This window comes from Kribbella sp. NPDC104740, from assembly GCF_055583505.1.
This window is the reverse complement of sequence record NZ_JBVJNV010000007.1, coordinates 214,434-240,059: the sequence shown is the minus strand read 5'-3', so window position 1 is coordinate 240,059 and position 25,626 is coordinate 214,434. Positions and strand designations below refer to the sequence as shown.

Sequence of the window (25,626 nt, the reverse complement as noted above, 5' to 3'; positions counted from 1 at the left end):
TGATGTGATCGGGGCATGACGACTCAGCGGATCGCGCTCATTCCCGGGGACGGTATCGGCCGTGAGGTGGTGCCGGCGGCGCTCGCGGTGCTGGAGGCAGTGGGGCGGCGGCACGGGGTGGACTTCTCGTACGACGAGTTCGACTGGTCGTGCGAGCGGTACCTGAACGAGGGCGCGATGATGCCGGCGGACGGGCTGGACCTGATCCGGGGGCACGACGCGATCTTTCTCGGGGCGGTGGGGGCGCCCGGCGTACCGGATCATGTGTCGCTGTGGGGGTTGCTGATCCCGATCCGGCGGCAGTTCCAGCAGTACGTGAATCTGCGGCCGATCCGGGTGTTCGAGGGGTTGGACAGTCCGGTGCGTGGGGCTGCCGCGGGGGCGGTGGATCTGGTGGTCGTTCGGGAGAACGTGGAGGGTGAGTACAGCGAGATCGGCGGGCGGATGGGGCGGGGGTTCGCCGACGAGCTGGCGGTGCAGCAGGCGGTGTTCACGCGGGCGGGGGTGACGCGGCTGGTGGACTACGGGCTGTCGCTGGCTGAGGGCCGGCGTGCGTTCGGGTCGGTGTCGCCTGCTGCTCGTACCGGTCGTTTGACCTCGGCAACCAAGTCGAACGGGATCGTGCACACGATGCCGTTCTGGGACGAGATCGTTGCCGAGCGCACCGCGCTGCACCCGGCGGTGCGCTGGGACCAGGAGCACATCGATGCCCTCAGCGCCAAACTCGTCCTCGACCCGGCGCGCTTCGACGTGATCGTTGCCTCGAACCTGTTCGGCGACATCCTCAGCGACCTCGCCGCGGCCGTTGCCGGCGGCATCGGCATCGCGCCGGCCGCGAACCTGAACCCGCCCCGGGAGTTCCCGTCGATGTTCGAGCCGGTGCACGGCTCGGCGCCGGACATCGCCGGGCGCGGGATCGCGAACCCGATCGGCGCGATCTGGACGGCGGCGATGATGCTCGACCACCTCGGGTACGTCGAGGCGGCCGCGGAGGTGGAGAGCGCGATCGCCGGCGTACTGGCTGCTCGGGAGGTCCGGACGCCTGACCTCGGCGGCACGGCCACGACGACCACGTTCACCCAGGCTGTGCTCGACCAACTGGGGACGCGGTGAAGCTCGACGGGTTCTCCTATCGACGGATCGATGCCGAGGGCATCGAGATCAACTGCGCGGTCGGCGGGAGCGGGCCGCCGGTGCTGCTGCTCCACGGCTATCCGCAGACGCACCTGATCTGGCACCAGGTCGCGCCGGTGCTCGCTCGTTCGCACACCGTTGTCGCGGCCGACCTGCGCGGGTACGGCGACAGCGCGAAGCCTGTCAGCGCTCCCGACCACGCGCCGTACAGCAAGCGGGCGATGGCTCGCGACCAGCTGCTCGTGATGCGGTCGCTCGGCTTCGAGCGGTTCGCGGTGGTCGGTCACGACCGTGGTGGTCGCGTCGGGCATCGGCTGGCGCTGGACCATCCTGATGCCGTCGAACGGCTCGCCGTGCTCGACATCGTGCCGACCCACTACACCTTCGAGCACGCCGACGCGGAGTTCGCCCAGGGCTACTACCACTGGTTCTTCCTGACCGCCGGGAACGGGATCCCGGAACGGCTGATCGGCGGCGACCCGGAGTTCTGGATCCGGGCCCGGATGGAGGCGCGTCACCACGGCGGAACCGCGTTCGATCCGGCGGCGATGCGGGAGTACGTGCGGTGCTTCTCGTCACCTGAGGCGATCCACGCCAGCTGCGAGGACTACCGCGCCGCGGCAACGATCGACCTGGTGCACGACGACACGTCGTACGGGACGCCGGTCGGCTGCCCGGTGCTCGCGCTCTGGGGCCGCGACAGCTTCGTCGGGCGCACGTACGACGTACTGGCTGCTTGGGGCAACTACGCGACCGATGTCCGGAGCAACGGGCTGCCGTCGGACCACTACCTCCCGGAGGAGGCCCCGGCGGAGACCGCCGAGGCCCTGCTCGCGTTCCTCAGGGAGCGATCTCCAGCGACGTGATGACGTCGCCTTCGAGGGTGAAGCGGTAGATCAGGTCGACCTCGCCGCCGGGGAAGTCGCCCTCCAGGTGGTGGGTGAGAACCCAGTGCGTGTCGTCGAGCTTCTCGGCGTGGGTGAGCTCCTGGGTGTAGGTGAACTCGCTCGCCGCGGTCTCGCGCCAGTGCCGGATCTCGTCGTGGCCGGTGTAGGTGTTGCCGTCGTCGAGCACGGTCGCGTCGTCGGCGAACGCGGGCAGCAGGTCGTGGAAGTTCGCCTTGCGGCCCGGCTGCGACTCACGCAGGTACGCCGTGATCGCGTGCGGCAGGTGCTTGGCCGTCTCGGCGACGGTCGGGTCGGGCGGGGTCGGGATGGTCATCAGGCCTCCGTGCTCAGGGTGAAGGTGGCGCGGCCGAACGAACGGCCGTTGATCTGGAGCTCCAGCGCGTGCTCGCCGGCGTAGTACCGGCGGGTGGAGATCGGCTTGAACGAGTGCCGCTTGGCGAGCGTGACGGACTCGCCGGGCGCGAGGGTGCGGGTGGTCAGCTTGAACACCTTCGGGGCGAGCGTGCCGTTCGCCTTCACGTGGTGCACGACGTAGTCGATCGCGAGCCGGACGTCGTCGGGCCCGTCGTTGCGCGCGTCGAAGCTGAAGTCGAGGGTGTCGCCGATGGCGACGCCGTCGACGGAGAGCACCGGCCCGTCGACGCTCAACGCTTTCGGCGGTCCGTACCCGAGCAGCGCGAGCGCCGCGGGGTCGCCGGCCTTGATCAGCGTGCGCAGTGCGTGCCGAACGAGCTGAGGTGTCGTCTCCTCGGGCTTCGCGAGCCATTCGGTGGCGATCTCGACCGCCAGGGCTCGATCCACCCGGCTGACATCGTTCAGGTGATTCGCCACCGACCGCCGGACGTACTGCGACTCGTCGGTGCGCAGCGCGTCGAGGATGCCGCGAGTGACCACGGGGTCCGCGAGAATCGCCCGAACCTGCTTGGCCCACGGCAACCGCGGCCGCGTCCCCTCGCTGGCCAGCCGCCGTACATGCTCGTCGGGGTGAGTCGTCCACGTGCTGACCACCGCCAGCGTGCGCCCCAGGTCAGCCGCCAGAAACGTCCGCAGCGCGAACTCACCGGTCAACCGAGGTGTGAGCAGCGCAAGCAACTCCAGCCCGCGCTCGAAGTCACCATCTGTCGCCCGCACGGCAACTGCTTCCGTGACCGGCCAGATCATCCAGCCAGTGAAGTCCGGGCGCGCCAGCGCCGCTCGGAACAGCTCGTCGGCAGGTGCGAAACCTGCCGGTAGATCCGTCAGCAAGGCGTCTCTGACCAGTCGGCCCCGGTCGCTGAACGCCAGGTCATGGAGCTGCGCGGGCGCGGCGTCGAGCGCGGTGAACGTCAGCTCGGGTGCCAGCTCGGACAGGATCCGGCCCAGCGTGACGACCGACTGCGTGCTGAGCATCTCCTCGGCCGTTGGCACTGGTCTCCCCCTCGCGTCGCGTACTTACTTCTAAATTAGCAGTCAGGCATCCGTGCCGTGCGCCAGGGTCTCCCCCTGGCCCCGCGGGTCGAGGAGTCGGAGCGCAGGCGGGTGGGGATCCGGCCGGGTGGCGAGGAACGGGAACTAGGCTGCTCGGTCATGGAGATCTTGGTGATCGGGATCGGGGCCGGGGATCCGGAGTACCTGACGGTGCAGGGCGTTCGGGCGATCGAGCGGGCCGAGGTGTTCTTCGTGCTCGACAAGGGGGAAGTGAAGCAGGAGCTGGTCGATCTGCGGACCGAGATCCTCGAGCGGTACGCGCCGGGGGCGAAGGTCGTGGTGGGGCGGGATCCGGAGCGGGATCGGAGCAGTTCGGCGTACGTGGAGTCGGTGGACGACTGGCGGCGTCGGCGGGCGGATGTTTGTGCGGGGATGATCGCTCGGGAGCTCGGACCCGATCAGGTGGGGGCGTTCCTCGTATGGGGCGATCCCTCGCTGTACGACAGCACGCTGGCGATTCTCGACGACCTCCTGGAGCGGGGGGAGCTGGAGTTCGGGGTCGAGGTGATTCCGGGGATCAGCAGTGTGTCCGCGCTCGCAGCCAAGCATCGGGTCGGGCTGAATCAGGTGGGGAAGCCGATCCAGGTGACGACCGGGCGGCGGTTGAAGGAGAGCTGGCCCGACGAGGTGGACGACGTCGTGGTGATGCTGGACGCGCAGACGGCGTTCACGGCGCACACGGATCAGGACGCGGACATCTACTGGGGTGCCTACTTGGGGACGCCGGACGAGTTGCTGGTGGCCGGGAAGTTGTCCGAGGTGGCCGGGGAGATCGAGAAGGTGCGGGCCGAGGCGCGCGAGCGGAAGGGCTGGATCATGGACACCTACCTGCTCCGGCGCAACCACCGGTAGCCACAGAGAGTCACTCGGCGATCACCCATAGATATGGAGAGAGATTTCCTATAGCTTCGGTCCTGTCCCACCGCCCCCAACGGGCCGTGCCCCGCCCCCACCCGGCACGGTCGAGGACAGGAGTACCACCATGAAAACTCCACGATTCGTGCGCGCGCTGCCGGTCCTGGTAGCGCTCGGAGCGGCGATCTCGATGGTGCTGACGGCACCCGCCGACGCGCGAGAACAGGCACCGGACGGCGTCCAGGCCTTCCCGGTCAGCGAGGCGCAGTTCAACCAGATGTTCCCGAGCCGGAACCCCTTCTACACCTACTCCGGACTGGTCGCCGCGCTCGGCGCCTACCCGGGGTTCGCCAACACCGGCGACGACACCACCAAGAAACGTGAGGCGGCCGCCTTCCTGGCCAACGTCAACCACGAGACCGGTGGACTGGTCTACATCAAGGAGATCAACGAGGCGAACTACCCGCACTACTGCGACTGGGGTCAGCCGTACGGCTGCCCGGCCGGGCAGGCGGCGTACTACGGACGTGGCCCGATCCAGCTGAGCTGGAACTTCAACTACAAGGCGGCCGGCGACGCCCTCGGCATCGATCTGCTCGGCAACCCCTGGCAGGTCGAGCAGAACTCGGCGATCGCCTGGAAGACCGGACTCTGGTACTGGAACACGCAGTCCGGTCCGGGCACGATGACGCCGCACAACGCGATGGTGAACGGCGCCGGGTTCGGCGAGACGATCCGGAGCATCAACGGATCGATCGAGTGCAACGGCGGCAACCCGGGTCAGGTGCAGAGCCGGGTCGACGCGTACCAGCGGTTCACCTCGTTGCTCGGCACGTCGCCGGGCGGCAATCTGTACTGCTAGTTCGACCAAAGGTGTAGTGCGCCTGGCCGTCCGGCCGAAGCGGGAACCACCCGCGAACGCCGAGGCTGCTGGGCATGAGCAGACGATTCAGCAAGAGCAAGGGAGTGCGGCCGGCGCTGGCCCTCGTGCTGGTGCCGGCCGCACTCGCGACCGGTACGGCGGACGCCAGTACGACGTCGCCGGCCGTTGCCACCACAGCTGACCCGACCGTCGTACGCACCGACACCGGCCTACTGCGCGGCACGGTCTCCGCCGATACCCGCGTCTTCAACGGCATCCCGTACGCCGCCCCGCCGGTCAGAGCCCTGCGCTGGAAGGCCCCGCAACCCGTCAAGCCCTGGCAAGGCATCCGCGACGCCAAGCAGCTCTCCAGCGCCTGCCCCCAGCAGGACAACCCCGAAGTCCCCGGCGGCTCGACCAACGAGGACTGCCTCTACCTCAACGTCACCACCCCGGCCAAGCAGTCCAGCAAGCCGCGCGCAGTAGTCGTGTGGATCCCCGGCGGCGGCTTCTTCTCCGGCGCCGGCAACAGCTACGGCGCCACCAAGCTGGCCGCCCGCGGCGACGTCGTGGTGGTCACCGTCAACTACCGGCTCGGCATCTTCGGCTTCTTCGGCTACCTGGGCCTCAGCGGCTCCGGCACGTACGGCATCCAGGACCAGCAGGCAGCACTCCGCTGGGTGCAGCGGAACGCCCGCAGCTTCGGTGGAGACCCTAGAAACGTCACAGTGGCAGGCGAATCCGCAGGCGGCATGAGCGTCTGCGCCCAGCTCACCTCACCGACTTCAACCGGGCTGTTCGCCAAGGCGGTCATGCAGAGCGGCTCCTGTGCGTTCAACTGGCCCGACAACAGCCAGTACCCCGGCCAGGCGGCGGACTCCCCCTGGGTACCGGAGAGCCGAGTGCGGCAGACAGGTGTCGAGTGGGCCGCGGAGAGCAAGGACAAGCTGCAGTGCAAGCCCGGCCAGGCGATGCTGGCCTGTCTGCGAGCAGCTGACCCCGCCGTACTCACCGCGGACACGCTGCAGTTCACCCAGCCGGCGTACGGCGGCAGCGCCGTGCTGCCACTCAGTCCTGCCAAGGCGATGAAGGCCGGGCTCTTCCACCGCGTACCAGTCCTGTCCGGCAACAACCACGACGAGGCCACGGCCTGGCTGGCAGCGTTCGGCGACCTGACGGACGCCGACTACCCGCGGCTGGTCACCGACATGGTCGGCGCGAAGCAGGCCCCCGCCGTACTGCGTGAGTACCCGCTGAAGAACTACACGTCAGCAGCAGAGGCGTGGGCGACCGTGACGACCGACAGGATCTGGTCGTGCACCCAGGTCGCCACCGACCAGCAGGCAGCGCGCAAGGTCCCGGTCTACGCCTACGAGTTCGCCGACAAGCACTCCCCGATCTCGCAACCAGGCCAGGGCGCAGCACACGCGGTGGAGCTCCCCTACCTGTTCAGCCTCGGCGGCTGGGACGCCCCACTCACCCCGACCCAGCAGCGCCTGTCGGAGCAGATGATCGACTACTGGACGGCCTTCGCCCGCACCGGCAACCCCAACGGCCCGAACCGCCCGCACTGGGCTCCGGTCAACGAGAGCAACGTCAAGGGCATCTCACTCGCCCCCACCGACCAGGGCGGCATCCAGCGCGTCAGCCTGACCGACGAGCACCACTGCGACTTCTGGAACTAGTCAGATCGGTCAGCCGGGAGCCCGCGCATCAGGGCTTCCGGTTGACCAGTGGGCGGCTGATCAGCGGGGTGAGGAAGAGCAGGAACAGGGACCAGAAGTTGACGCCGGGGATCAGGGCCGCCAGGAGGAAGGCGACGGCGAAGAGGGCGGCGGTGACGACCGAGTTGACGACCTCGGAGCGGGTGAGGGGGTTGTCCGGGTCCTCGATGTCGGGGTGGCGGCGGATCAGGAGGACCAGGGCGGTCTGGCAGAGGCTGAGGATCAGGATGGTGCCGATGTAGAGGCCGGCGGTGAAGCGGCCGGCCGGGTAGGTGCCGATGAACTCGGTCGGGAACGGGAGCAGGACGATCAGTAGGAGCCAGGCGAGGTTCAGCTGGATCAGGCGGGTCGTGTACTGGCGGACGTGCTCGAAGACGCGGTGGTGGCTCAGCCAGAAGCGGGAGATCACCACGAAGCTGAGCAGGAACGTCCAGAACTGGGCCTCGTGCTCGGTGATCACCTCGGTGGCCGACAGGCCCTCGGTCCTGGACTCGGTCACCACCTCGACCAGCGGCAGGACGAGCAGGGTGACGGCGATCGCGACCACGGCGTCGGTGAAGAGCACCAGCCGGTCGGGGTTCCTGGACATGCTCACGAGCGACCACGGTAGTGGACCGAAGGTCTGTCCGCCGGATGCCACCAGCACGGCGGGAATCCGCCAGAGTTGCCAGCAGCAACCAGGTGGACTGGGTGTCATGTCTGCTTCGCTGCTCGTCCGTACGCCGGTGGTCCGGTGGCTCGGGGTCGTCGCGGTGACGCTCGGGATCTTCTCGATCGTCACCGCGGAGATCCTCCCGATCGGGTTGCTGACCCCGATCGGCGCGGATTTCGGGCTCTCCCCCGGACGCACCGGCTGGCTGATGACCGCGCCCGGGCTCGTCGCCGCCGTTGCTGCGCCGCTGGTGACCGTGACGACCGGCCGGGTGGATCGCCGGGTGATGCTCGGCGTGCTGATGGTGGTGCTCGCCGGGGCTGACCTGCTGGCGGCAGCAGCGACGGCGTACTGGCTGGAGCTCGTGGCGCGGGTGCTGGTCGGGCTGGTGATCGGTGGGTTCTGGTCGATCGGCGCGGGGTTGGCGGAGCGGCTGGTGCCTGAGCAGCAGGTCGGGCGGGCGACCGCGGTGATCTTCTCGGCGGTGCCACTTGGCTCGGTGCTCGGTGTGCCGGTGGGGACGTTCCTCGGCGAGTACGGCGGGTGGCGGCTGCCGTTCGTGCTGCTGGCCGGGCTGAGCCTGCTGGTCCTCGTGGCGCTCATCCTGTTCGTGCCGCCGCTGCCGGCGGAGGAGGTGACGCGTCCGGCGGTGCTGGTGGAGGTACTGCGGCTGCGGCAGACGCAGGTGGGGTTGCTGGCGACCTGTCTGATCGTGGTGGCTCACTTCGGCACCTACACGTACGTGACGCCGTTCCTGCGCGACGTGACCGGCGTACGGCCGGAGCTGATCAGCACGTTGCTACTGGTGTACGGCGTGGCCGGGCTGGTCGGGAACGGGATCGCTGGGCTCACCACTCAGCGCTGGTTGCGGCAGACCTTCCTGAGCGCGGCCGGGCTGGTAGCGGTCGCGACGCTGCTGCTGCCGGTGGTCGGGCGGACGACGCTGGGCGCAGCCGCGCTGCTCGTCGTCTGGGGTGTCGGGTACGGCGCGGTGCCGGTGTGCTCGATGAGCTGGTTCGCGGCGGCGGCGCCGCGGGCTCGGGAGGCGGCGACGGTGGTGTTCACGTCGTCGTTCCAGGCGACGCTGTCGGCGGGGGCGCTGCTCGGTGGGGTGCTGGTCGACCGGACCTCGGTGACGGCGGTGATGGTGTGCGGCGGGCTGACCGCTCTGGGCATGGTCGGGGTGCTGCTGAGGCGGTGACGCAGAACACAGCCGTACGACGGGACGTAGCATCACCGCGTGGCCAGTGGTGGGAGGAGTCAGCCGGACCGGTGTCCTGGTGTGCTGTCGGTGCATCAGGCCGCTGATGGTGGGCTGGCTCGGGTGCGGCTGCCTGGTGGGGTGCTGACGCCGCAGCAGTTGCTGGTGCTCGCCGAGGCCTCGCGGGAGCTGGGCGACGGGAACCTGGAGCTCACCTCGCGCGGGAACGTGCAGATCCGGGCGCTGCGGGCGCCGGAGGAGCTGTCGGATCGGCTGTACGACGCTGGGTTACTGCCGTCGATCAGCCACGAGCGGGTGCGGAACATCCTTGCGTCGCCGCTGAGCGGGCTCGACGGGTCGTACGACGTACAGCCGCTGGTGGCTGAGCTGGATCGTGCACTGTGTGCGTCGCCGCGGTTGGCTGGGTTGCCGGGGCGGTTCCTGTTCGCGCTGGACGACGGGCGCGGGGATCTGGCGGCGATCGAGGCTGACGCCGGGGTGCGGGTGGTTGGGGAGCAGTTGGCGTTGCTGCTGGCTGGGGCGGACACCGGTGTGCGGCTGACTGGAGCAGAGGCTGTCGGTGTGCTGCTGGGGGCTGCTGAGGCGTTCCTGGAGGAGCGGGACGGCGAGTGGCGGTTGAGCGAGCTGGCGGACGGCGTGGAGAGGGTGCTGAGCCGGCTGGGCTACAGCAGCCCAGCTGGAGAGCCCGCTGTCGCCGACGAGCCGCCGGGCGGGCTGCTGCCGGCCGGGCGGCCGGTGCAGGCCGGGGCCTACCGGTCCGACCTGCTGGTCGCCAGCGTCCCACTGGGCAGTCTCGCCCAAGACCAGGCTGCTGTGCTGGCTGAGGCCGACCAGCTGCGGGCGACACCGTGGAGGTCTGTTGTCGTGCTGGGCGGAGACGCCGAGAAGCTGCAGCAGAGCGGACTGGTGATCGACGGCGACTCCCCCTGGAACAGGGTGACCGCCTGTGCCGGCAAGCCGGGCTGCGCGAAGGCGCTGGCCGACGTACGAGCTGACGCCCGGCGCATCACCCCCCTGATGCGAAAGGGCAGACGCCAGGTGCACTGGTCCGGTTGTGAGCGGCGGTGTGGGCAGCCCGCGGGAGAGTTCGTGGACGTGCTCGCGGTGGCCGACGGGTACTCGGTGGACGGTTCACGGACCGTCAGCGCCGAGCAGAGTGTGATGAGGATGCGGTGAGCCAGTACGAGTACGAGACCGACGGCGCCGAGATCTACCGGCGGTCGTTCGCGACGATCCGGAGCGAGGCCGCGCTCGGCGACCTGCCGCCGGACGTCGCGCAGGTCGCGGTCCGGATGATTCACGCCTGCGGGATGACCGACCTGGTCAAGGACATCGGCTGGTCCACCGGCGTGGTCAAGGCCGCCAGAGAAGCACTCCGGCAAGGCGCGCCGATCTTCTGCGACGCGGCGATGGTCGCAGCAGGTGTGACGCGGCGCCGGCTGCCGAAGGACAACGAGGTGGTCTGCACGCTGAGCGATCCGTCGGTGGTGGAGCTGGCGAAGAGTTCAGGGACTACGCGGAGTGCGGCTGCGCTGGACCTTTGGGTTGACCGGCTCGAAGGATCGGTAGTTGCCGTGGGCAACGCTCCGACAGCGCTCTTCCGGCTGCTCGAGCTGATCCGCGACGGTGCCCCGAAACCGGCCGCCGTCCTCGGCATCCCCGTCGGCTTCATCGGCGCGGCCGAGTCCAAGGACGCCCTGGCGGCCAACGACCTGGGCCTGGAGTACCTGGTCGTCCGGGGACGCCGGGGCGGCAGTGCGATCACCGCCGCCGCCATCAACGCGATCGCGAGCGAGGAAGAGTGACCGGACGGCTGTGGGGTGTCGGGCTCGGCCCGGGCGACCCCGAACTGGTGACGGTGAAGGCGGCGCGGCTGATCGGCGCAGCCGACGTGATCGCGTTCCACAGCGCGCGGCACGGGCGGAGCATCGCCCGCTCGGTCGCGGCGCCGTACCTGCGCGACGGGCAGGTCGAGGAGCACCTGGTCTACCCGCTGACCACGGAGACGACCGACCACCCGGGCGGCTACCAGGGCGCGATGGACGACTTCTACACCGAGTCCGCGGAGCGGCTGGCCGCGCACCTCGACGCCGGGCGCGACGTCGTCGTACTGGCCGAGGGCGACCCGCTGTTCTACGGGTCCTACATGCACATGCACAAGCGGCTGACCGATCGGTACGAGTGCGAGGTCGTGCCGGGGGTGACGTCGGTGAGCGGGGCGGCCGCCGTACTGGGCCGGCCGTTGTGCGAGCGGGACGAGATCCTGACCGTGCTGCCGGGGACGCTGCCGCCGGACGTGCTCGCCGAGAAGCTGCGCGAGACCGACGCGGCGGCGGTGATGAAGCTCGGGCGGACGTTCGGGAACGTGCGGGAGGCGTTCGAGCTGGCCGGGCGCGCGGACGAGGCCTGGTACGTCGAGCGGGCGACGACCGATCAGCAGCGGACAGCGAAGCTGGCGGACGTGGACCCGAGTGAGGTGCCGTACTTCTCGCTGGCGTTGCTGCCGAGCCCGATCAACAACACCTTCACCGAGCCGGAAGAACGCAAGCAGGTCGAAGGCTCCGTGACGGTGGTTGGGCTCGGCCCGGCCGGGCCCGAGTGGATGACGCCCGAGGTCCGCGCCGCGCTCGCGAACGCCGACGACGTGATCGGCTACGGCCCGTACGTCGACCGCCTGCCCGACCGCGCGCGGCAGCGCAAGCACGGCTCCGACAACAAGGTCGAGTCCGAGCGCGCGGCGTTCGCCCTCGATCTGGCCCGCAAGGGCTCCCGGGTCGTGGTCGTGTCCTCCGGTGACCCGGGCGTGTTCGCGATGGCCAGCGCGGTCACCGAGGTCGCGGCCGAACCCGAGTACGCCGACCTCGCCGTCCACATCCTGCCCGGCATGACCGCCGCCCAGGCCGTCGCGAGCCGCGCGGGCGCGCCGCTCGGCCACGACTACTGCGTGCTGTCGCTGTCGGACCGCCTCAAGCCGTGGGACGTGATCGCGGCCCGCCTGACCGCTGCCGCGGCGGCGGACCTGGCGATCGCGATCTACAACCCGGCGTCCAAGTCGCGCACCTGGCAGGTCGCCGCGACCCGCGACCTGCTGCTGGAGCACCGCGATCCCGGTACGCCGGTCGTCGTCGGCCGCGACGTCGGCGGCGCGGAGGAGTCCGTCGCGATCACCACGCTCGGTGAGCTCGACCCGGCGACCGTCGACATGCGCTGCCTGCTGCTGATCGGTTCGTCCCAGACGCGATCCGTGCAGCGTCCGGGTGGACCACTTGTCTTCACTCCGCGTCGCTACCCGGCCGACCCGAAAGCCCCCGTTAATTCTCCCGAACCGGGGGAATGAGCGTGACCACTCCGGGGTAGGCCCCTCTCACGAGGCGCCCCCTGGAGGAGATTGTCGTGGTTCAGCCGTACGAAGACCCCGGTCCGTTGACGGACACCAGCACGCAGCGCTACGAGGAGGCGCGGGCGGCGGCGCACCGGGCGATGACGAGCGTCCGGCTGGTCCCCGACCAGCCGGAGACCGAGCCGGAGGCCGCTGAGACCGAGCGGCCGGCGTACCGGGGGTTCAAGGCGGGCGCGGCGTTCTTCGGCTGGCTGATCGCGTTGGCGATGACGGTCTTCCTGAGCCTGGTCGTCGCCGGGCTCGGCGGTCTGGCCGGCTACTTCCTCGACTACACGCTGGTCGACGCGCGCGAGCACCCGACCGAGGTCGCGCTGGTCGGCGCGGTCGGGGTGCTCGTCGTGCTGACCCTGGCCTACTTCACCGGCGGGTACGTCGCCGGCCGGCTCGCGCGGTTCGACGGGAAGCGGCAGGGCTTCGGGGTCTGGCTGATCACCGTGCTGGTCGTCGTGCTGATCGCCGGGATCGGCGCCGCGCTGAACGTCTGGTACGACGCCGTCGACCGCCTCGACCGCTCCGACCTGCCGCTGCGGATCGGGACGCTCGACTCCGACCTGCTGCTGTACGGCGCGCTGGCGACCGCGGGCGCGGTGCTGCTCTGCACGCTGATCTTCGCGATCCTCGGCGGGCGCGCCGGGCGGCGGTTCCACGACAAGATCGACCGCGAACTGGTCTAGCCGCGATCGGCAATCGGACGCAGCGCATGCACCGGCGTACGGAGGGTACGGGAGGTGCGAGACGGGGCCGTCCTTGTGAGGAGAACTGCCATGGTCCAGCACTACCGTGACGACACCGACAGCCGCGTCGGTCCGCCCGAGCAGCGGTTCACGCCCGACCGGACCGCGACCCAGCCGGTGGTCGAGGAAGGACCGGTCGACGAGCGCAAGCCGCTGCACCGGTCGAACGTGAAGACCTCCACGGCTGCCGAGGTCGACCCGGCGTACCGGGGTTTCAAGGGTGGCTCGGCGTTCTTCGGCTGGCTGATCGCGGTCGGCCTGATCGTGCTGCTGACCGGCATCGTCAGCGCGGTCGCGGCGGCGGTCGACTACGCGGTCACCATCGACCGCTCGATGCTCGACGAGCAGGCCGGCACGATCGGGATCGTGTCCGGGGCGCTGCTGGTCGTCGTGCTCGCGGTCGCGTACTACAACGGCGGGTACGTCGCCGGCCGGCTGGCTCGTTTCGACGGCGCCCGGCAGGGCTTCGGCGTCTGGGGCATCGGCGTCATCGTCACGCTGATCGTCGCCGGGATCGGCGCGCTGGCCGGTTCGCAGTACGACATGCTCGGGCGGGTCGACCTGCCGTCGGTCCCGATCGCGGAGGCGGATCTGACCACCGGCGGGATGATCTTCGGCGCTGCGGTGCTGGTCGTGACGCTGCTGGCCGCGGTGATCGGCGGCAAGGCCGGTCAGCGCTACCACCACCGGATCGACCACAGCTTCGACTGATCGCCCTCCCCCCAAATCTGATCTCACCCCTCCCCCCGAAGCGGGGAAGCCGGACCCTCCCCCGGCTTCCCCGCTTCGCCTTTGTGCCGAACAAGCCGGATCACCCCGATCCGCTCTGCGGGAATCCATGGCCCAGCGGCCTGCGAGCGCACAGGATCGGACGCATGTCAGCGCGACGTGCGGTGGTGATCGGCGGAACCAGCGGCATCGGTGCCGCCGCCGCTCTGCGGCTGGCTCGAGATGGGGCGGAAGTGGTCGCCGCCGGCCTGGATCCGGAAGCGGCTCCGGCGGAGCTTCGTCAGGTGGCGGAGCTCCGCGCGCTCGACCTGCGCTCGCCCACCGACCTCGAGGACCTCATCAAGCAGTACGACGCACTGGACGTGCTGATCAACGCCGCCGGGATCATCCGCCGCGGCGACGAGCACCGGCCCGAGGTGTTCGCCGAGGTGCTCGCGATCAACCTCACCGGCGCGATGCGCGCCGCCGAGGCCGCGCACGACGCGTTGGCCGGTACGAAGGGCTGCGTCGTCAACGTCGCCTCGATGCTGAGCTACTTCGGCGGGCCGCTCGTCCCGGCGTACAGCGCGAGCAAGGGCGGGATCGTGCAGCTGACCCGGTCGCTCGCAGTCGCGTGGGCGACCGAGGGCATTCGCGTGAACGCCGTCGCGCCCGGCTGGATCGCCACTGATCTGACCGCAGCGCTGCAGGCGGACCCCGAAGCCTCCGACCGCATCCTCGGCCGGACGCCGATGGCTCGCTGGGGTACGCCGGAGGAGGTGGCCGGAGCGATCGCGTTCCTCACCGGACCTGACGCAGGGTTCGTCACCGGGGCCGTGCTCCCTGTCGACGGCGGCTATTTGAGTGCCTGAACCTGACCATCCGCCTGAAGGAGAGCAGATGACCCAGATCCCCATCTCCCCCAGCGTCCCGCTGGAGATCGCCGTCCAGGCGGTGCCCGACGACGACCGCCTCTGGGTGCCGCAGGCGCCGGACGTGTGGTTCCGCCCGCTGATGCTGAACACGATCACCGGCCAGTGGTGCAACCTGCTCAAGGTCACCCGGGCCGGCATCGTCTCCCGGCACCGGCACCCGAGCGCCGTGTTCGGCTACGTGATCAAGGGCAAGTGGCAGTACGACGAGCACGAGTGGGTCGCCGAGACCGGCTCGTTCGTCTACGAGCCACCGGGCGAGATCCACACCCTGCGCGTCCCCGAGGACACCGGCGAGATGATCACGTTCTTCAACATCTCCGGCGCGATGATCTACGTCGACGACGACGGCAACCAGACCGGCTACGAGGACACCTTCACCAAGATCCAGCTCTGCCGCGACCACTACGCTGCGAACGGGCTCGGCGCCGACTACGTCGACCAGTTCATCCGCTAGGCGGACTCGCGGACCACGAGCTCGGTCGGGAGGATGCGCGTCTCGCCGGCTTCGCCGCGGATCTGGCGGAGCAGGACGTCGACCAGGTCGTGCGCGACCAGCTCGAGCGGCTGGCGGATCGTGGTCAGCGGCGGGTCGGACTCGCGCGCGATCCGCGAGTCGTCGAACCCGCCGACGGCCACGTCCTCCGGGACGCGCTTCCCCGCACGCCGCAGCTCGACCAGCGCACCCGACGCCAGCAGGTCCGACGCGGCGAACACGGCGTCCACATCAGGGCTCTTCGCCAGCAGCTCATGCATAGCCCGTACGCCGGCCTCGTGGCTGTAGTCCTCCACCGACACCACCAGCCGCTTCAGCGCCTTCCGCCCGAGCACGTCCTGGTAGCCCTGCAGCCGCTCCTGCCCGCCGGCGATCTGCGGTGCGCTGATCATCCCGATCCGCTGGTGCCCCCGCTCCACCAGGTACCGCGTCATCTGCCGGGCGCCCTCGCGGTCGTCAGCAGCGACGTACGGCAGCACGTCCCCACTCACCAGCGGCCGGCCACACACCACAGCCGGTACGCCGGCCCGGGCCAGCTCGGTGAGCAGCGGGTCGCCGGAGTGCGTGGAGATCAGCAGCACGCCGTCGACGTGCTCGCCGCGGACGTAGCGCAGGATGCGGTTGCGCTCGGCGTCGCTGGTCTCCAGCATCAGCACCAGGTTCACGTCCTGCTCGGCCAGCGCCTGCGTGCAGGAGCGCAGCAGCACGCTGAAGTTCGGGTCCTCGAACAGGCGCTCCTGCGGCTCCGACAGCACGAACCCGATCGCGTTGGACCGCTTGGTGACCAGGCTGCGGGCGCTCTGGTTCACCGTGTAGCCGGTCTGCTCCATCGCCTGCTCGACGGCCGCCAGCGACGCGGCGCTGACGTAGTGCCCGCCGTTCAGCACCCGGGAGACGGTGCCCCGGGAGACACCGGCCAGCTCGGCGACGTCGTCGATCGTCGGCCCGCGCCGCATCGCCCGCCGGGCCGCGCCCCGGGACTTGGGATGGACCTTGGGCGACTCCGCCTTGGTCCTGGATGACGTCACGTGTCCCACTCCTCGTTGTGCCCTGGCGCGGCCCCATCATCTCAGGCGGGCTGCCCGTTGCCAGTCACCGCCGGGGTACGGCGTTGTCGCGGGCCACCTGCCCGAGCCAGCCGGCACTGGTCTTCGGAGTCCGCTGCTGCGTGCTGTAGTCGACGTGGACCACTCCGAAGCGCTTGGCGAACCCCTCTGCCCACTCGAAGTTGTCCAGCAGCGTCCAGACGAAGTAGCCGCGCACGTCCACCCCCTCCTGGATCGCCTGGTGCAGCGCGAGCAGGTGCCCGTGCAGGTAGTCCACTCGCAGCGGGTCGTCGACCGAACCGTCAGCAGCCGGTACGTCGTCGTACGCCGCGCCGTTCTCGGTGATGTAGAGCGGCGGCAGCCCGTCGTACGTCGCGGTGAGCCCGGCGACCACCTCCCGCAGGCCGTCCGGCTGGACGGGCCAGTCGACAGATGTGACCGGGACGCCTTCGGGCAGCACTGTCCTGGTGAACAGCGGTCCGGTCTCGCTGGCCTCCACCAGCATCCGCCGGTAGTAGTTGATGCCCAGGAAGTCGATCGGCGCGCTGATCAGCGGCAGGTCGCCCTCCTGCACCCAGTCGAAGCCGCCGAGCTGCTCCAGCACGTCCTCCGGGTAGGCGCCCCGCAGTACCGGGTCCAGGAAGAGGCGGTGGCTGTCGCCGTCCAGCCTGCGAGCAGCAGCCCGGTCAGCGTCAGATGCCGTTGCTGCCTCGACCGGACTGACGTCCAGCGTCAGCCCGACCGACTGCCCGGCCGCATGCCGCCCGTCACGCAGCACCTGCAGGCCGAGCCCGTGTGCCAGCAGCAGGTGGTGCACAGCCCGGTTGCGCTGGTCCTGGTCCTTGATGCCCGGCGCGTGGATGCCGTCGCCGTACCCGGCGTGGCTGGAAACCTTCGGCTCGTTGAGCGTGATCCACTGCTTCACCACGTCGCCCAGCGCTTCGTGCACGACCCCGGCGTACTCAGCGAACCTGTACGCCGTGTCGCGCGCGGCCCAGCCGCCCTTGTCCTGCAGGGCTTGCGGCAGGTCCCAGTGGTAGAGCGTCACGTACGGCGTGAGGTCGCGCGCGAGCAGCTCGTCCACCACGCGGCGGTAGTGGTCGAGGCCCTTCTGGTTGACCGCGCCCGACCCATCGGGCTGGATCCGCGGCCAGGCGATCGAGAACCGGTACGCGCCGAGCCCGAGCCCGGCCATCAGCGCGACGTCCTCGGGGTAGCGGTGGTAGTGGTCGCACGCGACGTCCCCGGTGTCCCCGCCGGCGACGGCTCCGGGAACCTTGCAGAAGGTGTCCCAGATCGACGGGCCGCGCCCGTCGGCGTCCACCGCGCCCTCCACCTGGTACGCCGCGGTCGCGGCACCCCAGACGAAGCCGTCGGGGAAACGTGCGTCAGTCATCCAAGTCCTCCAGAGAGTGTGGGTTCAGCCCTTGACGGCGCCGCTGACGAGGTCGATCCGCCAGTAGCGCTGCAGGAACAGGAAGAGCGCGATCAGCGGCAGCACCGAGAGGAAGGCGCCCATGATCACCAGCGAGTACAGGGCCGGCTGGCTGGCGCCCTGGTTGAGCATCGAGAACAGCCCGACCGTCATCGGGAAGTGCCGGTCGTCGGAGATCATGATGTAGGGCAGCAGGAAGTTGTTCCAGATCGCGACGAACTGCAGCAGGAACACCGTGATCATGCCCGGGATCATCGGCGGCAACCCGATCGACCAGGCCAGCCGGTACTCCCCCGCGCCGTCGATCCGGCCCGCCTCCAGCATGTCGTCGGAGACCACCGCCGCGGCGTAGATCCGGGACAGGTAGATGCAGTACGGGCTGATGATGCTCGGCAGCAGCACAGACCAGTACGAGTTCACCAGACCGAGCTTGGACATCAGCAGGTACTGCGGGACGGCCAGCGTGATCTGCGGGACCAGGACTCCGGCCAGGATGCAGCGGAAGATCGTCTCCCGCCCGGCGAAGCGGTACTTGGCCAGCGCGTAGCCCGCGGTCACCGAGACCGCGACCGAGAGCAGCGAGCCGGCGCCGGCGTACAGGAGGCTGTTGAGTGCCCACTTCCAGAAGATGCCGTCGCGGAAGCCCAGCAGCGTGCGCAGGTTGTACTCGAAGCCGCCGTTGAAGCTGGGCCAGAACGAGAAGGTGGTGAACAGGTCGTTCGGGCCCTTGGTCGCCGCGATCACCACCCAGGCCACCGGCAGCAGGCAGTAGAGGGCCCCGAGCAACAAGATCGCGGTCGAGATGTAGCGGGTCTTGCGCGGCTTGCGCGCGGACGTCTGGACGACGGACGCCGGGCGGTCCAGGACGGCGGTGGTCATCGGTCCTCCCCGAAGGCGCGCTTCTGCAGGAAGCTCAGCACCGCCAGCGAGACCGCGAGCGTGCCGGCCGCGAGCAGCACCGAGGCGGCGGCCGCGGTGTAGATGTCGTTGTTCACGAAGGCGTCGCGGTAGATCGTCATCAGCGGCACCCAGGTGAACGAGATCGAGTCGGTCAGCGGCTGCAGCGTGGACGGCTCGCTGAACACCTGCAGCGACGAGATCAGCGAGAAGATCCCGGTCATCACCAGCGCGGGCGCGATCAGCGGCACCTTGATCCGCAGCGCGATCTGCAGCTCGCTCGCGCCGTCCACCCGGGCCGCGTCCTGCAGCTCCTCGGGCAGCCCGCGCAGCGCGGTGTAGAGCACGATCATGTTGAAGCCGACCCCGCCCCAGATCCCGATGTTGGCGACCGAGAACAGCACGGTGTCCGGCCCGAGGAAGTCCGGCGCGGGCAGGCCGATCTTCTCCACCGCGGCGCGGATCGGGCTCACGCCGGGCAGGTAGAGGAAGCCCCACAGCAGCGACGCGATCACGCCCGGTACGGCGTACGGGAGGAAGATGCCGAGCCGGGTGAACGACTTCAGCCGGGCGCCCTGGGAGTCGAGCAGCAGCGCGAACAGCAGCGCCAGCCCGAGCATCACCGGGACCACGATCACGCCGTACCCAAGCATCCTGAGCACCGACTGCGCGTACGCCGAGTCGGTGATCGCCCCGGCGTAGTTGGCCAGCCCGACGAACGTCTCCTTGCGCAGGCCGAGCCCGCCACCGGTCACCCGGGAGGCGCGCAGGCTGAGCCAGAGCGTGTAGCCGATCGGGATCAGCAGGAACAGCACCAGCAGGACGATCGCCGGGAGCATCAGCACGTACGGCGCTGGACTGCTCTGCCGCCGGCGGACCTTGAGCGGAACGGCCGTCACCTCAGGACTCCTTGACCTGGAAGCCCTGCTTCTTCAGGTCCGCGACCGAGGCCGCCTGCAGCTGGTCGACCGTGGCGGCGAAGTCGCCCTTGGTCTGGACCGCCTTGGCGAACAGGTCGGAGTACTGGCTGTAGGTGACGTTGACGTTCGGCGCCCAGGTGAACCCGCGCGCGGTCTTCGCGATCGCGGCGGCCTCGGTGAAGAAGGTGGGCTGGTTCGGCATCATCGCCGGGGCCTTGCTCAGCGCGGGTGTCGACTGGCCGGCCGTCGCGGCCGGGTAGATGCCGCCCGACGTCACGAACGCCTCGAGCGCGGCCGGGTCGGTGTTCAGCCACTTGACGAACTTCTGCGCCTGCGCGCTCTGCTGCGACTTGGCCGCGATCGCCGTCGCCGAACCACCCCAGAAGCCGGTCACCGGCGTCGCGTCCCACTGCGGCATCGGGACCATCTTCCACTTGCCCTTGGTGGTCGGCGCGACGCCCTGCAGCACCCCGGCGCCCCAGACCGCGCTCGGCCAGGCCAGCAGGGTGCCGTCGCTCATCGCCTTGTTCCACTCCGGCGTGTACATCGGTTTGCCCTGCAGGGTTCCGGCGTTCACCAGGTCGCCCCAGAACTTCGCCATCTTCTTGGTCGGCTCGTCGTTGATCGCGACCGACCAGGAGCCGTTGTCGTTGGTCCACCAGTTCGCGCCGGCCTGCTCGGCCAGCCCGGCGAACCAGCCCGGGTCGCCGGAAGAGAAGGTCGCCAGGTACCGCTTGGAGTCCTTGCTGCGCACCTGCTCCGCCAAGGCACCGAACTCGTCCCAGGTCTTCGGCACGGTCAGCCCGAACTGCTGGAACAGGTCCTCGCGGTAGTAGAGCATCATCGGCCCGACGTCCTGCGGGATCGCGTACGTCTTGCCGCCGAACGACGTCAGCCCCCAGGTGCCGTCGGTGAACGCACCCTTCACCTCGGCCGCGAGCCCGCTCAGGTCGGCGGTGACGCCGTTGGTGATCAGCACCGGCAGCGCCTGGTACTCCGCGTGGATCAGGTCCGGCGGGTTGCCCGCGCGGTGCGCGGTGACGATCTTGGTCAGTAGCTCCTCGCCCTGGGCCTGAGCGCTGACGGTGACCTGCTGGGTCGGGTTCTGCTGGTTCCAGATCGCGACGACCTTGTCGATCCCGGTCGTCCAGGTCCAGAACGTCAACTTGGCCGGGGCGTCCGGGTCACCGGACGGCTGCGGTGCGGCGGCCTGGTCGTCGCCGGAGCCGGAGCACGCGGCGAGCCCACCAGGTAGCGCCGCGGCCAGACCGAGCCCGCCGACCCCGCGCAGGAACCTGCGTCGGTCGAAAGAGAGATCCATGGTGCCCTCACGATCTGGTCGAGACTGGGAACGCTCACAGGATTCTGTGAGCGATCACAGAATTGGGCGCCCGGCGCACTGCTGTCAAGGCTCCGGCGGGAGATTTCCGGGGTTCGGGGGCAGACATTCTGTGAGCGGTCACGGTAGGGTCCGGGCATGCTCAACGGACTGCGCCGGGTCGAGCTCGGCTGCCGTGATCTCGAACGGTCACAGGCGTTCTACGAAGGGTTGCTGGGCTTCTCCCCGACCGGGCCGGTGCAGGACGGCCGGCTGACGGTGGGCCGCGGCACGGTACTGCTGGACCTGGTCGAGGTCGGTGCTGACGGCAACCAAGGTGGGTGGCGCAACGAGGATCTGCAGGGTGGGATCCGGCATCTGGGGTTCAAGGTCGAGGCGGTCGACGCCGAGATCTCCCGGCTGGCGGCCGCCGGCGTGACGGTGCTGTCGCAGCCGGCCGACGTGCTCGGGGAGGTCCGGATCGCGTTCTTCCTCGACCCGGACGGCGCGCGGCTGGAGTTCATCCAGGGGAACCTGGCCTACCAGCGGATCGGGTCGGAGGCGCTGGCCGAGGCCGAGGCGCGGCAGGTTCCGGACGCGCGGCCGCGGTTCGACCACGTCGCGGTGACGGTGTCCGACCTGGACGCCGCGCTGGCGTTCTGGCGAGACCGGTTCGGGTTCACGGTGATCGGCGACATCCGGCACCACGGCGATCCGCGCGGATTCCTGATGACCTACCTGCAGGCGGGGGACGCGGTGCTCGAGGTGTTCAGCTTCGACGTACCGATCGAGGCGTGGGATCTGAGCGCGGCCGGGCCGGCTGTGCTCGGGCCTCGGCAGCTGATGGTCGACGGTGCCCCGGGTGGGCAACGCCTGGTCGCGCCGGACGGCGTACCGGTTCTGGTGGGAGGACAGCGATGACACGCATCTTGGTGACAGGCTCGAACGACGGGATCGGCGCGGAGATCGCCGCCGAGCTGTCGCGGCAGGGGCACGACGTGATCCGGCACGCGCGGAACGCGGAGCGTGCCGCGGGGATGTCCGGTGAGGTGGTGCTCGGTGATCTCGCGTCGCTGCAGTCGACCCGGGACCTGGCGGGCGCCGTACGGGCGTTGGGTGCGCCGGAGGTCGTGGTGCACAACGCCGGGACGGGGACCGACGCGACGACTCGGCCGGTGACCGTCAACGGGCTGGAGCTGCTGTTCCAGGTGAATGCACTGGCGCCGCTGCTGCTGACCGCGCTGCTGCCGGTGCCGCGGCGGCTGGTGTTCGTCAGCTCGGACTCGATCGTGCGCGGCAACATCCGGCTCGACGACCTGCAGCACGCCGACGACTGGACCGGTGACGCGGCGTACGCGGACTCGAAGCTGGTGATGGCGGCGCTCGCGTTCGCGCTGGCCCGGCGGTGGCCGGGGTCGCTGGTGAACGCGGTGCACCCGGGGTGGGTGTCGACGAAGATGAGCGGGTACGCCGCACCGCTGACCGTTGCCGAGGGCGCTGACACGCCGGTGTGGCTGGCGGTGTCGGAGGAGCCGGAGGCGATGGTGTCGGGGCGGTTCTTCCTGAAGCGGGCGGTGGTGAACCTGAACGAGCAGGCCTACGACACGGAGGTGCAGGACAAGCTGCTCGCGCGGTGTTTGGAGCTAGCCGGAGTGACGCTTCCGGAGGCTTGAGCTCGCTGCCTACCTCCCGCTGGACATGGGTGGCTCTATCGCGGTGACCGTATCGATCACCGCGGTGAGCGCGGGAGTCCTCGGGCGGTCGCGGTGCAGGAAGAGCGCGACCTGGCGCTCGACGCCCGCGTCGTGGATCGGGACCAGGCGGACGCCGTCCAGGTTCGCGGTGGTCACCGCGAGGGCGTTGGTGACGCCGGTCCCGAGGCCGTGCCGGACCAGCGACAGCAGCGTCTGGGGCTGATTGGTGCGGTAGACGCTCGCCGGGCTCAGGCCGGCCGACGCGAACGCGAGGTGCGACTCGAACTGGCGCCCGCCCGAGGCTTCGCCGATCGAGATCAGCGGCAGCGCGGCCAGGTCCGCGAGACCGACCGATGGCTGGGCGGCCAGCGGGTGATTCGCCGCGAACACCGCGACCAGCGGCTCTCGCCAGAGCACCCGGTGCTCCAGCGACTCTGATGCGACCAGCGGATGCACCGGACGGATCGCGAGGTCGATCTCGCCTTGGACGAGCGCGCGTTCCAGCTCGATGCTCGGGCCTTCGACCAGCAACAGCCGAACGTCTCTGATTCGTACGGCAACTTGCGGGAACAGCCACGCGGCCGCGCTCGGGTACGTCCCGAAGCGGACCTGGCCCTGCACGGTCGCCAGCTCACCCAGGCGGTGCAGGATCTCCTCCGCCGCGGGCAGCAGCGCGCGGCCCTCCGGGGTCAGCGCGACCGGGTGCGCCGACCGGTCGAACAGCTGCACGCCGAGCGCCTTCTCGAGCTCGGCGACGTGCTCGCTGATCCGCGACTGGCCGCGGAACACCGCCTTCGCGGCCGCCGAGAACCCACCGTTCCGGGCGACCGCGACGAAGCTGACCACCCAGTCCAGCCGGTAGCCGTACGCCGTCGTGAGATCCATGCAGTGAGGTTATCCGGGAAGACTCGCCCCGGACCGGGCGTTGCACAGACTGTGGATACCCAAGTCGTGGTGATCGGGGCCGGCCAGGCCGGGCTGTCGGCGGCGTACCACCTGGTCCGGCTGGGCTTCACGCCGTACGACGAGGTGCTGGTGCTCGACCGCAACGACGCCCCCGGCGGCGCCTGGCAGCACCGCTGGAACTCGCTGACCATGGACGACGTGCACGGCATCGCGAACCTGCCCGGCGCCGACGTACCGCCGGCGATCGGCGCGGAGCGCGCGAACGTGTTCGTGCCGAGGTACTACGCCGACTACGAGCGGCGCTTCGCGCTGCCGGTCGTACGGCCCGTCGCAGTCGAGAGCGTGAAGGCGCAGGACGGCCGCTTCGAGCTCACCACCGACGGCGACATCTACACGGCCGACGCGATCGTGAACGCGACCGGGACCTGGAACCGGCCGTTCATCCCCTGGTATCCCGGCATCGAGACGTTCCGGGGCCGGCAGCTGCACACCGCTGACTACAGCGGCGCCGAGGAGTTCGCCGGGAAGCACGTGCTGGTGGTGGGCGGCGGCGCCTCCGCCGTACAGCTGCTCGCCGAGATCTCCGAGGTCGCCACGACGACCTGGGTGACACGCCGCGAGCCGGTCTGGCGGACCGACGAGGAGTTCGGCCCGGAGCTGGGCCGCAAGATCATCGCGAAGGTCGAGGAGCGGGTGCGCGCCGGGCTGCCGCCGAAGAGCGTGGTCAGCGTGACCGGCCTGCAGCTACGGCGGCAGGAGCAGGCCGCCGCTGACCGTGGGGTCTACACGCGGCTGCCGATCTTCGCGCGGGTGACGCCTGACGGCGTCGTGTGGGCGGACGGCCGCGAGGAGAAGGCCGACGCGATCCTGTGGGCGACCGGCTTTCGCGCCGACCTCGCGCACCTGGCGCCGCTGCACCTGCGCGAACCGTCCGGCGGGATCCGGATGGACGGCACGCACACCGTGCTCGACCCGCGGATTCACCTGGTCGGCTACGGCCCGTCCGCCAGCACGATCGGCGGCAACCGCGCCGGCTTCGCAGCTGCCCGCGAGCTGAGAGACCTGCTGCACCCTAAGCAGGAACAGGTACTTGGGGTTGCCACTGCTGGTGCCGCCGGACCGCCACCGGAATGAAACTGCCCGCAACCAGGAAGATCGTGGCCGTAAGCAACCATCCTGGCCAGCCCCAGCTCACGGCCACCACCGTGAGCACAGCCGGCGCGATCAGGTCCCCGAGCTGCGTCCCCATCGCGTAGGCCCCCTGGTACTGCCCCTGCCCACCCGGCGGCGCCAGCTCGAAGCTGATCCCCCAGCCACCGGCGGACTGCAGCATCTCCCCCAGCACGTGCACCAGCGCAGCCGCGACCAGCAGCACGATCGTCACCGCACCAGAGGTGACGTCAGTGACAGCCAGCACCCCACACGCCAGCGCGAGCAGAAGCCCAGCCCGTCGACCAGCCCGCGCCGCACCAGCCAGGTGCTCGGTCCCCCGCGCGACCCGGAGCTGCAGCAGGATCACCGACGCCGCGTTGACCACCAGCAGCACCGAGATCAACCAGGTCGGCGCGTCCGTCGCCGTCGCCACCCAGAGCGGGATGGCCACCTGCGCCATCGCGTTGTGCATGCTCAACAGCCCGTCGAGCGCCACGAACGCCAGGAACGGCCGGTCCTTCAGCGCCGTCATCCCCGACGGCCCAGCAGCCGACGGAACCGGAGCGACCCGCGTCATCCCCCACTGCACCAGCCCAGCAGTCACCATGTACGTCGCAGCGTTGGCGAGCAGCGCGATCACGTACACCTCGCGCTGGTCCACCGCCAGCACGATGCCGGCCAGCGCCATCCCCACGCCCATGCCGATGTTGGTGGTGACCCGCAGCAGCGCCCGCGTCCGCACCCGCTGGTCGGACGGCACCAGCCCGGCGATCAGCGCGCCCTTCGCGCCGCGCTGCCCGGAGTCGGCGATCGCGGTCACGCCGACCACCGCGACGAAGAGCGCGAACGACCGGACCTGCGTGAGCGCGGTCATCGTGACGGCCTGCAGCAGCAGGAAGCCGACGTACGCGCGGTTCGGGCCGAGGCGGTCGGCGACGACGCCGAGCGGCGTACTGGCGATCAGGCCGACCAGTCCGGCGACGGTCAGGCCGAGGCCGACCTCGTGGACGGACAGACCGGCGGCGCGGGTCAGGTAGAGCGCGCCGACAGCGGCGTACACGCCGTTGCCGAACGTGTTGACCAGTGTGGCGACCACCAGCCGGCGGACCTCAGGCGGAAGGGAAGCAGTCATAGCAGCCAGCCAACAGCTCCGGCGGCCGGGCA

The 25,626-nt window shown here is 70.0% G+C and carries 26 protein-coding genes; 16 read left to right on the top strand and 10 right to left on the bottom strand.

Annotated elements, in window-relative coordinates:
- Positions 1-15: 15 nt before the first annotated feature.
- Together ACZ6Z4_RS31620 and ACZ6Z4_RS31615 are read left to right on the top strand one after the other, a co-directional pair.
- Entirely contained in the window at positions 16-1,113 is a 1,098-nt protein-coding gene (locus ACZ6Z4_RS31620) for a tartrate dehydrogenase (RefSeq protein ID WP_465572643.1), read from the top strand.
- Positions 1,110-2,000 carry an alpha/beta hydrolase gene (locus ACZ6Z4_RS31615; protein ID WP_465572636.1) on the top strand — a complete coding sequence of 297 codons (891 nt, stop codon included), beginning with the start codon at positions 1,110-1,112 and terminating at the stop codon, positions 1,998-2,000. Before ACZ6Z4_RS31620 ends, ACZ6Z4_RS31615 begins: the two co-directional genes overlap by 4 nt.
- On the opposite strand, the gene ACZ6Z4_RS31610 is transcribed toward ACZ6Z4_RS31615, so the two are convergent.
- Together ACZ6Z4_RS31610 and ACZ6Z4_RS31605 are read right to left on the bottom strand one after the other, a co-directional pair.
- Positions 1,975-2,355 carry a nuclear transport factor 2 family protein gene (locus ACZ6Z4_RS31610; protein ID WP_465572632.1) on the bottom strand — a complete coding sequence of 127 codons (381 nt, stop codon included), beginning with the start codon at positions 2,353-2,355 and terminating at the stop codon, positions 1,975-1,977. The genes ACZ6Z4_RS31615 and ACZ6Z4_RS31610 overlap by 26 nt on opposite strands.
- Positions 2,355-3,431, bottom strand: coding sequence for a DNA alkylation repair protein (locus ACZ6Z4_RS31605; RefSeq protein WP_465572629.1), 1,077 nt, complete (start codon positions 3,429-3,431; stop codon positions 2,355-2,357). The genes ACZ6Z4_RS31610 and ACZ6Z4_RS31605 overlap by 1 nt, the downstream gene beginning before the upstream one ends.
- A gap of 177 nt (positions 3,432-3,608) precedes the next feature.
- Between ACZ6Z4_RS31605 and cobF the strand changes: the two genes are divergently transcribed.
- The 3 genes from cobF to ACZ6Z4_RS31590 all read left to right on the top strand — a co-directional run bounded on the left by cobF (position 3,609) and on the right by ACZ6Z4_RS31590 (position 6,911).
- The gene (gene cobF, locus ACZ6Z4_RS31600) at positions 3,609-4,361 is read left to right on the top strand and encodes a precorrin-6A synthase (deacetylating) (RefSeq protein ID WP_465572624.1); all 753 of its coding nucleotides are present in this window, start codon (positions 3,609-3,611) and stop codon (positions 4,359-4,361) included.
- Positions 4,362-4,491: 130 nt separating this feature from the next.
- A complete protein-coding gene (locus ACZ6Z4_RS31595) occupies positions 4,492-5,226 on the top strand; it encodes a chitinase (protein WP_465572620.1) in 735 nt (244 codons plus the stop codon).
- A gap of 74 nt (positions 5,227-5,300) precedes the next feature.
- On the top strand, positions 5,301-6,911 hold the full coding sequence (locus ACZ6Z4_RS31590; RefSeq protein ID WP_465572615.1) for a carboxylesterase/lipase family protein: 1,611 nt from the start codon (positions 5,301-5,303) through the stop codon (positions 6,909-6,911).
- Between the two features lie 28 nt (positions 6,912-6,939).
- Here the strand turns inward: ACZ6Z4_RS31590 and ACZ6Z4_RS31585 are convergent, their stop codons facing one another.
- A complete protein-coding gene (locus tag ACZ6Z4_RS31585) occupies positions 6,940-7,539 on the bottom strand; it encodes a TMEM175 family protein (protein ID WP_465573412.1) in 600 nt (199 codons plus the stop codon).
- A gap of 106 nt (positions 7,540-7,645) precedes the next feature.
- Between ACZ6Z4_RS31585 and ACZ6Z4_RS31580 the strand changes: the two genes are divergently transcribed.
- From ACZ6Z4_RS31580 to ACZ6Z4_RS31545, 8 genes are all read left to right on the top strand, one after another.
- Positions 7,646-8,803 carry an MFS transporter gene (locus ACZ6Z4_RS31580; RefSeq protein ID WP_465572612.1) on the top strand — a complete coding sequence of 386 codons (1,158 nt, stop codon included), beginning with the start codon at positions 7,646-7,648 and terminating at the stop codon, positions 8,801-8,803.
- A 39-nt stretch (positions 8,804-8,842) separates the two neighbouring features.
- Positions 8,843-10,000: a precorrin-3B synthase gene (gene cobG, locus ACZ6Z4_RS31575; RefSeq protein WP_465572609.1), complete on the top strand. Its 1,158-nt coding sequence runs from the start codon at positions 8,843-8,845 to the stop codon at positions 9,998-10,000.
- Complete coding sequence (locus tag ACZ6Z4_RS31570) at positions 9,997-10,629, top strand: precorrin-8X methylmutase (protein WP_465572606.1); 633 nt, start codon at positions 9,997-9,999, stop codon at positions 10,627-10,629. The genes cobG and ACZ6Z4_RS31570 overlap by 4 nt, the downstream gene beginning before the upstream one ends.
- Entirely contained in the window at positions 10,626-12,161 is a 1,536-nt protein-coding gene (locus tag ACZ6Z4_RS31565; RefSeq protein ID WP_465572603.1) for a precorrin-2 C(20)-methyltransferase, read from the top strand. Before ACZ6Z4_RS31570 ends, ACZ6Z4_RS31565 begins: the two co-directional genes overlap by 4 nt.
- A 56-nt stretch (positions 12,162-12,217) precedes the next feature.
- Entirely contained in the window at positions 12,218-12,898 is a 681-nt protein-coding gene (locus ACZ6Z4_RS31560) for a hypothetical protein (RefSeq protein WP_465572600.1), read from the top strand.
- Between the two features lie 90 nt (positions 12,899-12,988).
- Complete coding sequence (locus ACZ6Z4_RS31555; RefSeq protein ID WP_465572597.1) at positions 12,989-13,669, top strand: hypothetical protein; 681 nt, start codon at positions 12,989-12,991, stop codon at positions 13,667-13,669.
- Positions 13,670-13,833: 164 nt separating this feature from the next.
- A complete protein-coding gene (locus tag ACZ6Z4_RS31550) occupies positions 13,834-14,538 on the top strand; it encodes an SDR family NAD(P)-dependent oxidoreductase (protein ID WP_465572592.1) in 705 nt (234 codons plus the stop codon).
- Between the two features lie 28 nt (positions 14,539-14,566).
- Positions 14,567-15,055: a 2,4'-dihydroxyacetophenone dioxygenase family protein gene (locus ACZ6Z4_RS31545; RefSeq protein WP_465572588.1), complete on the top strand. Its 489-nt coding sequence runs from the start codon at positions 14,567-14,569 to the stop codon at positions 15,053-15,055.
- On the opposite strand, the gene ACZ6Z4_RS31540 is transcribed toward ACZ6Z4_RS31545, so the two are convergent.
- From ACZ6Z4_RS31540 to ACZ6Z4_RS31520, 5 genes are all read right to left on the bottom strand, one after another.
- A complete protein-coding gene (locus ACZ6Z4_RS31540) occupies positions 15,052-16,122 on the bottom strand; it encodes a LacI family DNA-binding transcriptional regulator (RefSeq protein ID WP_465572585.1) in 1,071 nt (356 codons plus the stop codon). The genes ACZ6Z4_RS31545 and ACZ6Z4_RS31540 overlap by 4 nt on opposite strands.
- Positions 16,123-16,186: 64 nt before the next feature.
- Complete coding sequence (locus tag ACZ6Z4_RS31535) at positions 16,187-17,536, bottom strand: GH1 family beta-glucosidase (protein ID WP_465572582.1); 1,350 nt, start codon at positions 17,534-17,536, stop codon at positions 16,187-16,189.
- A 24-nt stretch (positions 17,537-17,560) separates the two neighbouring features.
- Positions 17,561-18,454, bottom strand: a complete 894-nt coding sequence (locus ACZ6Z4_RS31530) for a carbohydrate ABC transporter permease (protein WP_465572579.1) — start codon at positions 18,452-18,454, stop codon at positions 17,561-17,563.
- Positions 18,451-19,371 carry a carbohydrate ABC transporter permease gene (locus ACZ6Z4_RS31525; protein WP_465572576.1) on the bottom strand — a complete coding sequence of 307 codons (921 nt, stop codon included), beginning with the start codon at positions 19,369-19,371 and terminating at the stop codon, positions 18,451-18,453. The genes ACZ6Z4_RS31530 and ACZ6Z4_RS31525 overlap by 4 nt, the downstream gene beginning before the upstream one ends.
- Before the next feature lies 1 nt (position 19,372).
- Complete coding sequence (locus ACZ6Z4_RS31520; protein ID WP_465572573.1) at positions 19,373-20,713, bottom strand: type 2 periplasmic-binding domain-containing protein; 1,341 nt, start codon at positions 20,711-20,713, stop codon at positions 19,373-19,375.
- Between the two features lie 156 nt (positions 20,714-20,869).
- Here ACZ6Z4_RS31520 and ACZ6Z4_RS31515 point away from each other — a divergent pair, with 156 nt between their 5' ends.
- Positions 20,870-21,631 carry a VOC family protein gene (locus ACZ6Z4_RS31515; protein WP_465572570.1) on the top strand — a complete coding sequence of 254 codons (762 nt, stop codon included), beginning with the start codon at positions 20,870-20,872 and terminating at the stop codon, positions 21,629-21,631.
- Complete coding sequence (locus ACZ6Z4_RS31510) at positions 21,628-22,383, top strand: SDR family NAD(P)-dependent oxidoreductase (RefSeq protein ID WP_465572567.1); 756 nt, start codon at positions 21,628-21,630, stop codon at positions 22,381-22,383. The genes ACZ6Z4_RS31515 and ACZ6Z4_RS31510 overlap by 4 nt, the downstream gene beginning before the upstream one ends.
- 9 nt (positions 22,384-22,392) lie before the next feature.
- Here the strand turns inward: ACZ6Z4_RS31510 and ACZ6Z4_RS31505 are convergent, their stop codons facing one another.
- Positions 22,393-23,289 (bottom strand): LysR family transcriptional regulator, encoded by an 897-nt coding sequence (locus tag ACZ6Z4_RS31505; RefSeq protein ID WP_465572564.1) that lies wholly within the window; start codon positions 23,287-23,289, stop codon positions 22,393-22,395.
- 51 nt (positions 23,290-23,340) lie between these two features.
- Here ACZ6Z4_RS31505 and ACZ6Z4_RS31500 point away from each other — a divergent pair, with 51 nt between their 5' ends.
- Positions 23,341-24,444, top strand: coding sequence for an FAD-dependent oxidoreductase (locus ACZ6Z4_RS31500; protein WP_465572561.1), 1,104 nt, complete (start codon positions 23,341-23,343; stop codon positions 24,442-24,444).
- Here ACZ6Z4_RS31500 and ACZ6Z4_RS31495 read toward each other — a convergent pair.
- Complete coding sequence (locus tag ACZ6Z4_RS31495) at positions 24,383-25,594, bottom strand: MFS transporter (protein WP_465572558.1); 1,212 nt, start codon at positions 25,592-25,594, stop codon at positions 24,383-24,385. The genes ACZ6Z4_RS31500 and ACZ6Z4_RS31495 overlap by 62 nt on opposite strands.
- Positions 25,595-25,626 lie beyond the last annotated feature (32 nt).

Excerpts from the sequence above, each read along its gene's own strand:
- ACZ6Z4_RS31545 (WP_465572588.1), top strand. The coding sequence starts at position 14,567 with ATGACCCAGATCCCCATCTCCCCCAGCGTCCCGCTGGAGATCGCCGTC.
- ACZ6Z4_RS31610 (WP_465572632.1), bottom strand. The coding sequence starts at position 2,355 with ATGACCATCCCGACCCCGCCCGACCCGACCGTCGCCGAGACGGCCAAG.
- ACZ6Z4_RS31555 (WP_465572597.1), top strand. The coding sequence starts at position 12,989 with ATGGTCCAGCACTACCGTGACGACACCGACAGCCGCGTCGGTCCGCCC.
- ACZ6Z4_RS31585 (WP_465573412.1), bottom strand. The coding sequence starts at position 7,539 with ATGTCCAGGAACCCCGACCGGCTGGTGCTCTTCACCGACGCCGTGGTC.
- ACZ6Z4_RS31530 (WP_465572579.1), bottom strand. The coding sequence starts at position 18,454 with ATGACCACCGCCGTCCTGGACCGCCCGGCGTCCGTCGTCCAGACGTCC.
- ACZ6Z4_RS31605 (WP_465572629.1), bottom strand. The coding sequence starts at position 3,431 with ATGCTCAGCACGCAGTCGGTCGTCACGCTGGGCCGGATCCTGTCCGAG.
- ACZ6Z4_RS31520 (WP_465572573.1), bottom strand. The coding sequence starts at position 20,713 with ATGGATCTCTCTTTCGACCGACGCAGGTTCCTGCGCGGGGTCGGCGGG.
- ACZ6Z4_RS31495 (WP_465572558.1), bottom strand. The coding sequence starts at position 25,594 with ATGACTGCTTCCCTTCCGCCTGAGGTCCGCCGGCTGGTGGTCGCCACA.
- ACZ6Z4_RS31515 (WP_465572570.1), top strand. The coding sequence starts at position 20,870 with ATGCTCAACGGACTGCGCCGGGTCGAGCTCGGCTGCCGTGATCTCGAA.
- ACZ6Z4_RS31620 (WP_465572643.1), top strand. The coding sequence starts at position 16 with ATGACGACTCAGCGGATCGCGCTCATTCCCGGGGACGGTATCGGCCGT.
- ACZ6Z4_RS31580 (WP_465572612.1), top strand. The coding sequence starts at position 7,646 with ATGTCTGCTTCGCTGCTCGTCCGTACGCCGGTGGTCCGGTGGCTCGGG.
- ACZ6Z4_RS31590 (WP_465572615.1), top strand. The coding sequence starts at position 5,301 with ATGAGCAGACGATTCAGCAAGAGCAAGGGAGTGCGGCCGGCGCTGGCC.
- cobF (WP_465572624.1), top strand. The coding sequence starts at position 3,609 with ATGGAGATCTTGGTGATCGGGATCGGGGCCGGGGATCCGGAGTACCTG.
- ACZ6Z4_RS31510 (WP_465572567.1), top strand. The coding sequence starts at position 21,628 with ATGACACGCATCTTGGTGACAGGCTCGAACGACGGGATCGGCGCGGAG.
- ACZ6Z4_RS31535 (WP_465572582.1), bottom strand. The coding sequence starts at position 17,536 with ATGACTGACGCACGTTTCCCCGACGGCTTCGTCTGGGGTGCCGCGACC.
- ACZ6Z4_RS31505 (WP_465572564.1), bottom strand. The coding sequence starts at position 23,289 with ATGGATCTCACGACGGCGTACGGCTACCGGCTGGACTGGGTGGTCAGC.
- ACZ6Z4_RS31550 (WP_465572592.1), top strand. The coding sequence starts at position 13,834 with ATGTCAGCGCGACGTGCGGTGGTGATCGGCGGAACCAGCGGCATCGGT.
- ACZ6Z4_RS31595 (WP_465572620.1), top strand. The coding sequence starts at position 4,492 with ATGAAAACTCCACGATTCGTGCGCGCGCTGCCGGTCCTGGTAGCGCTC.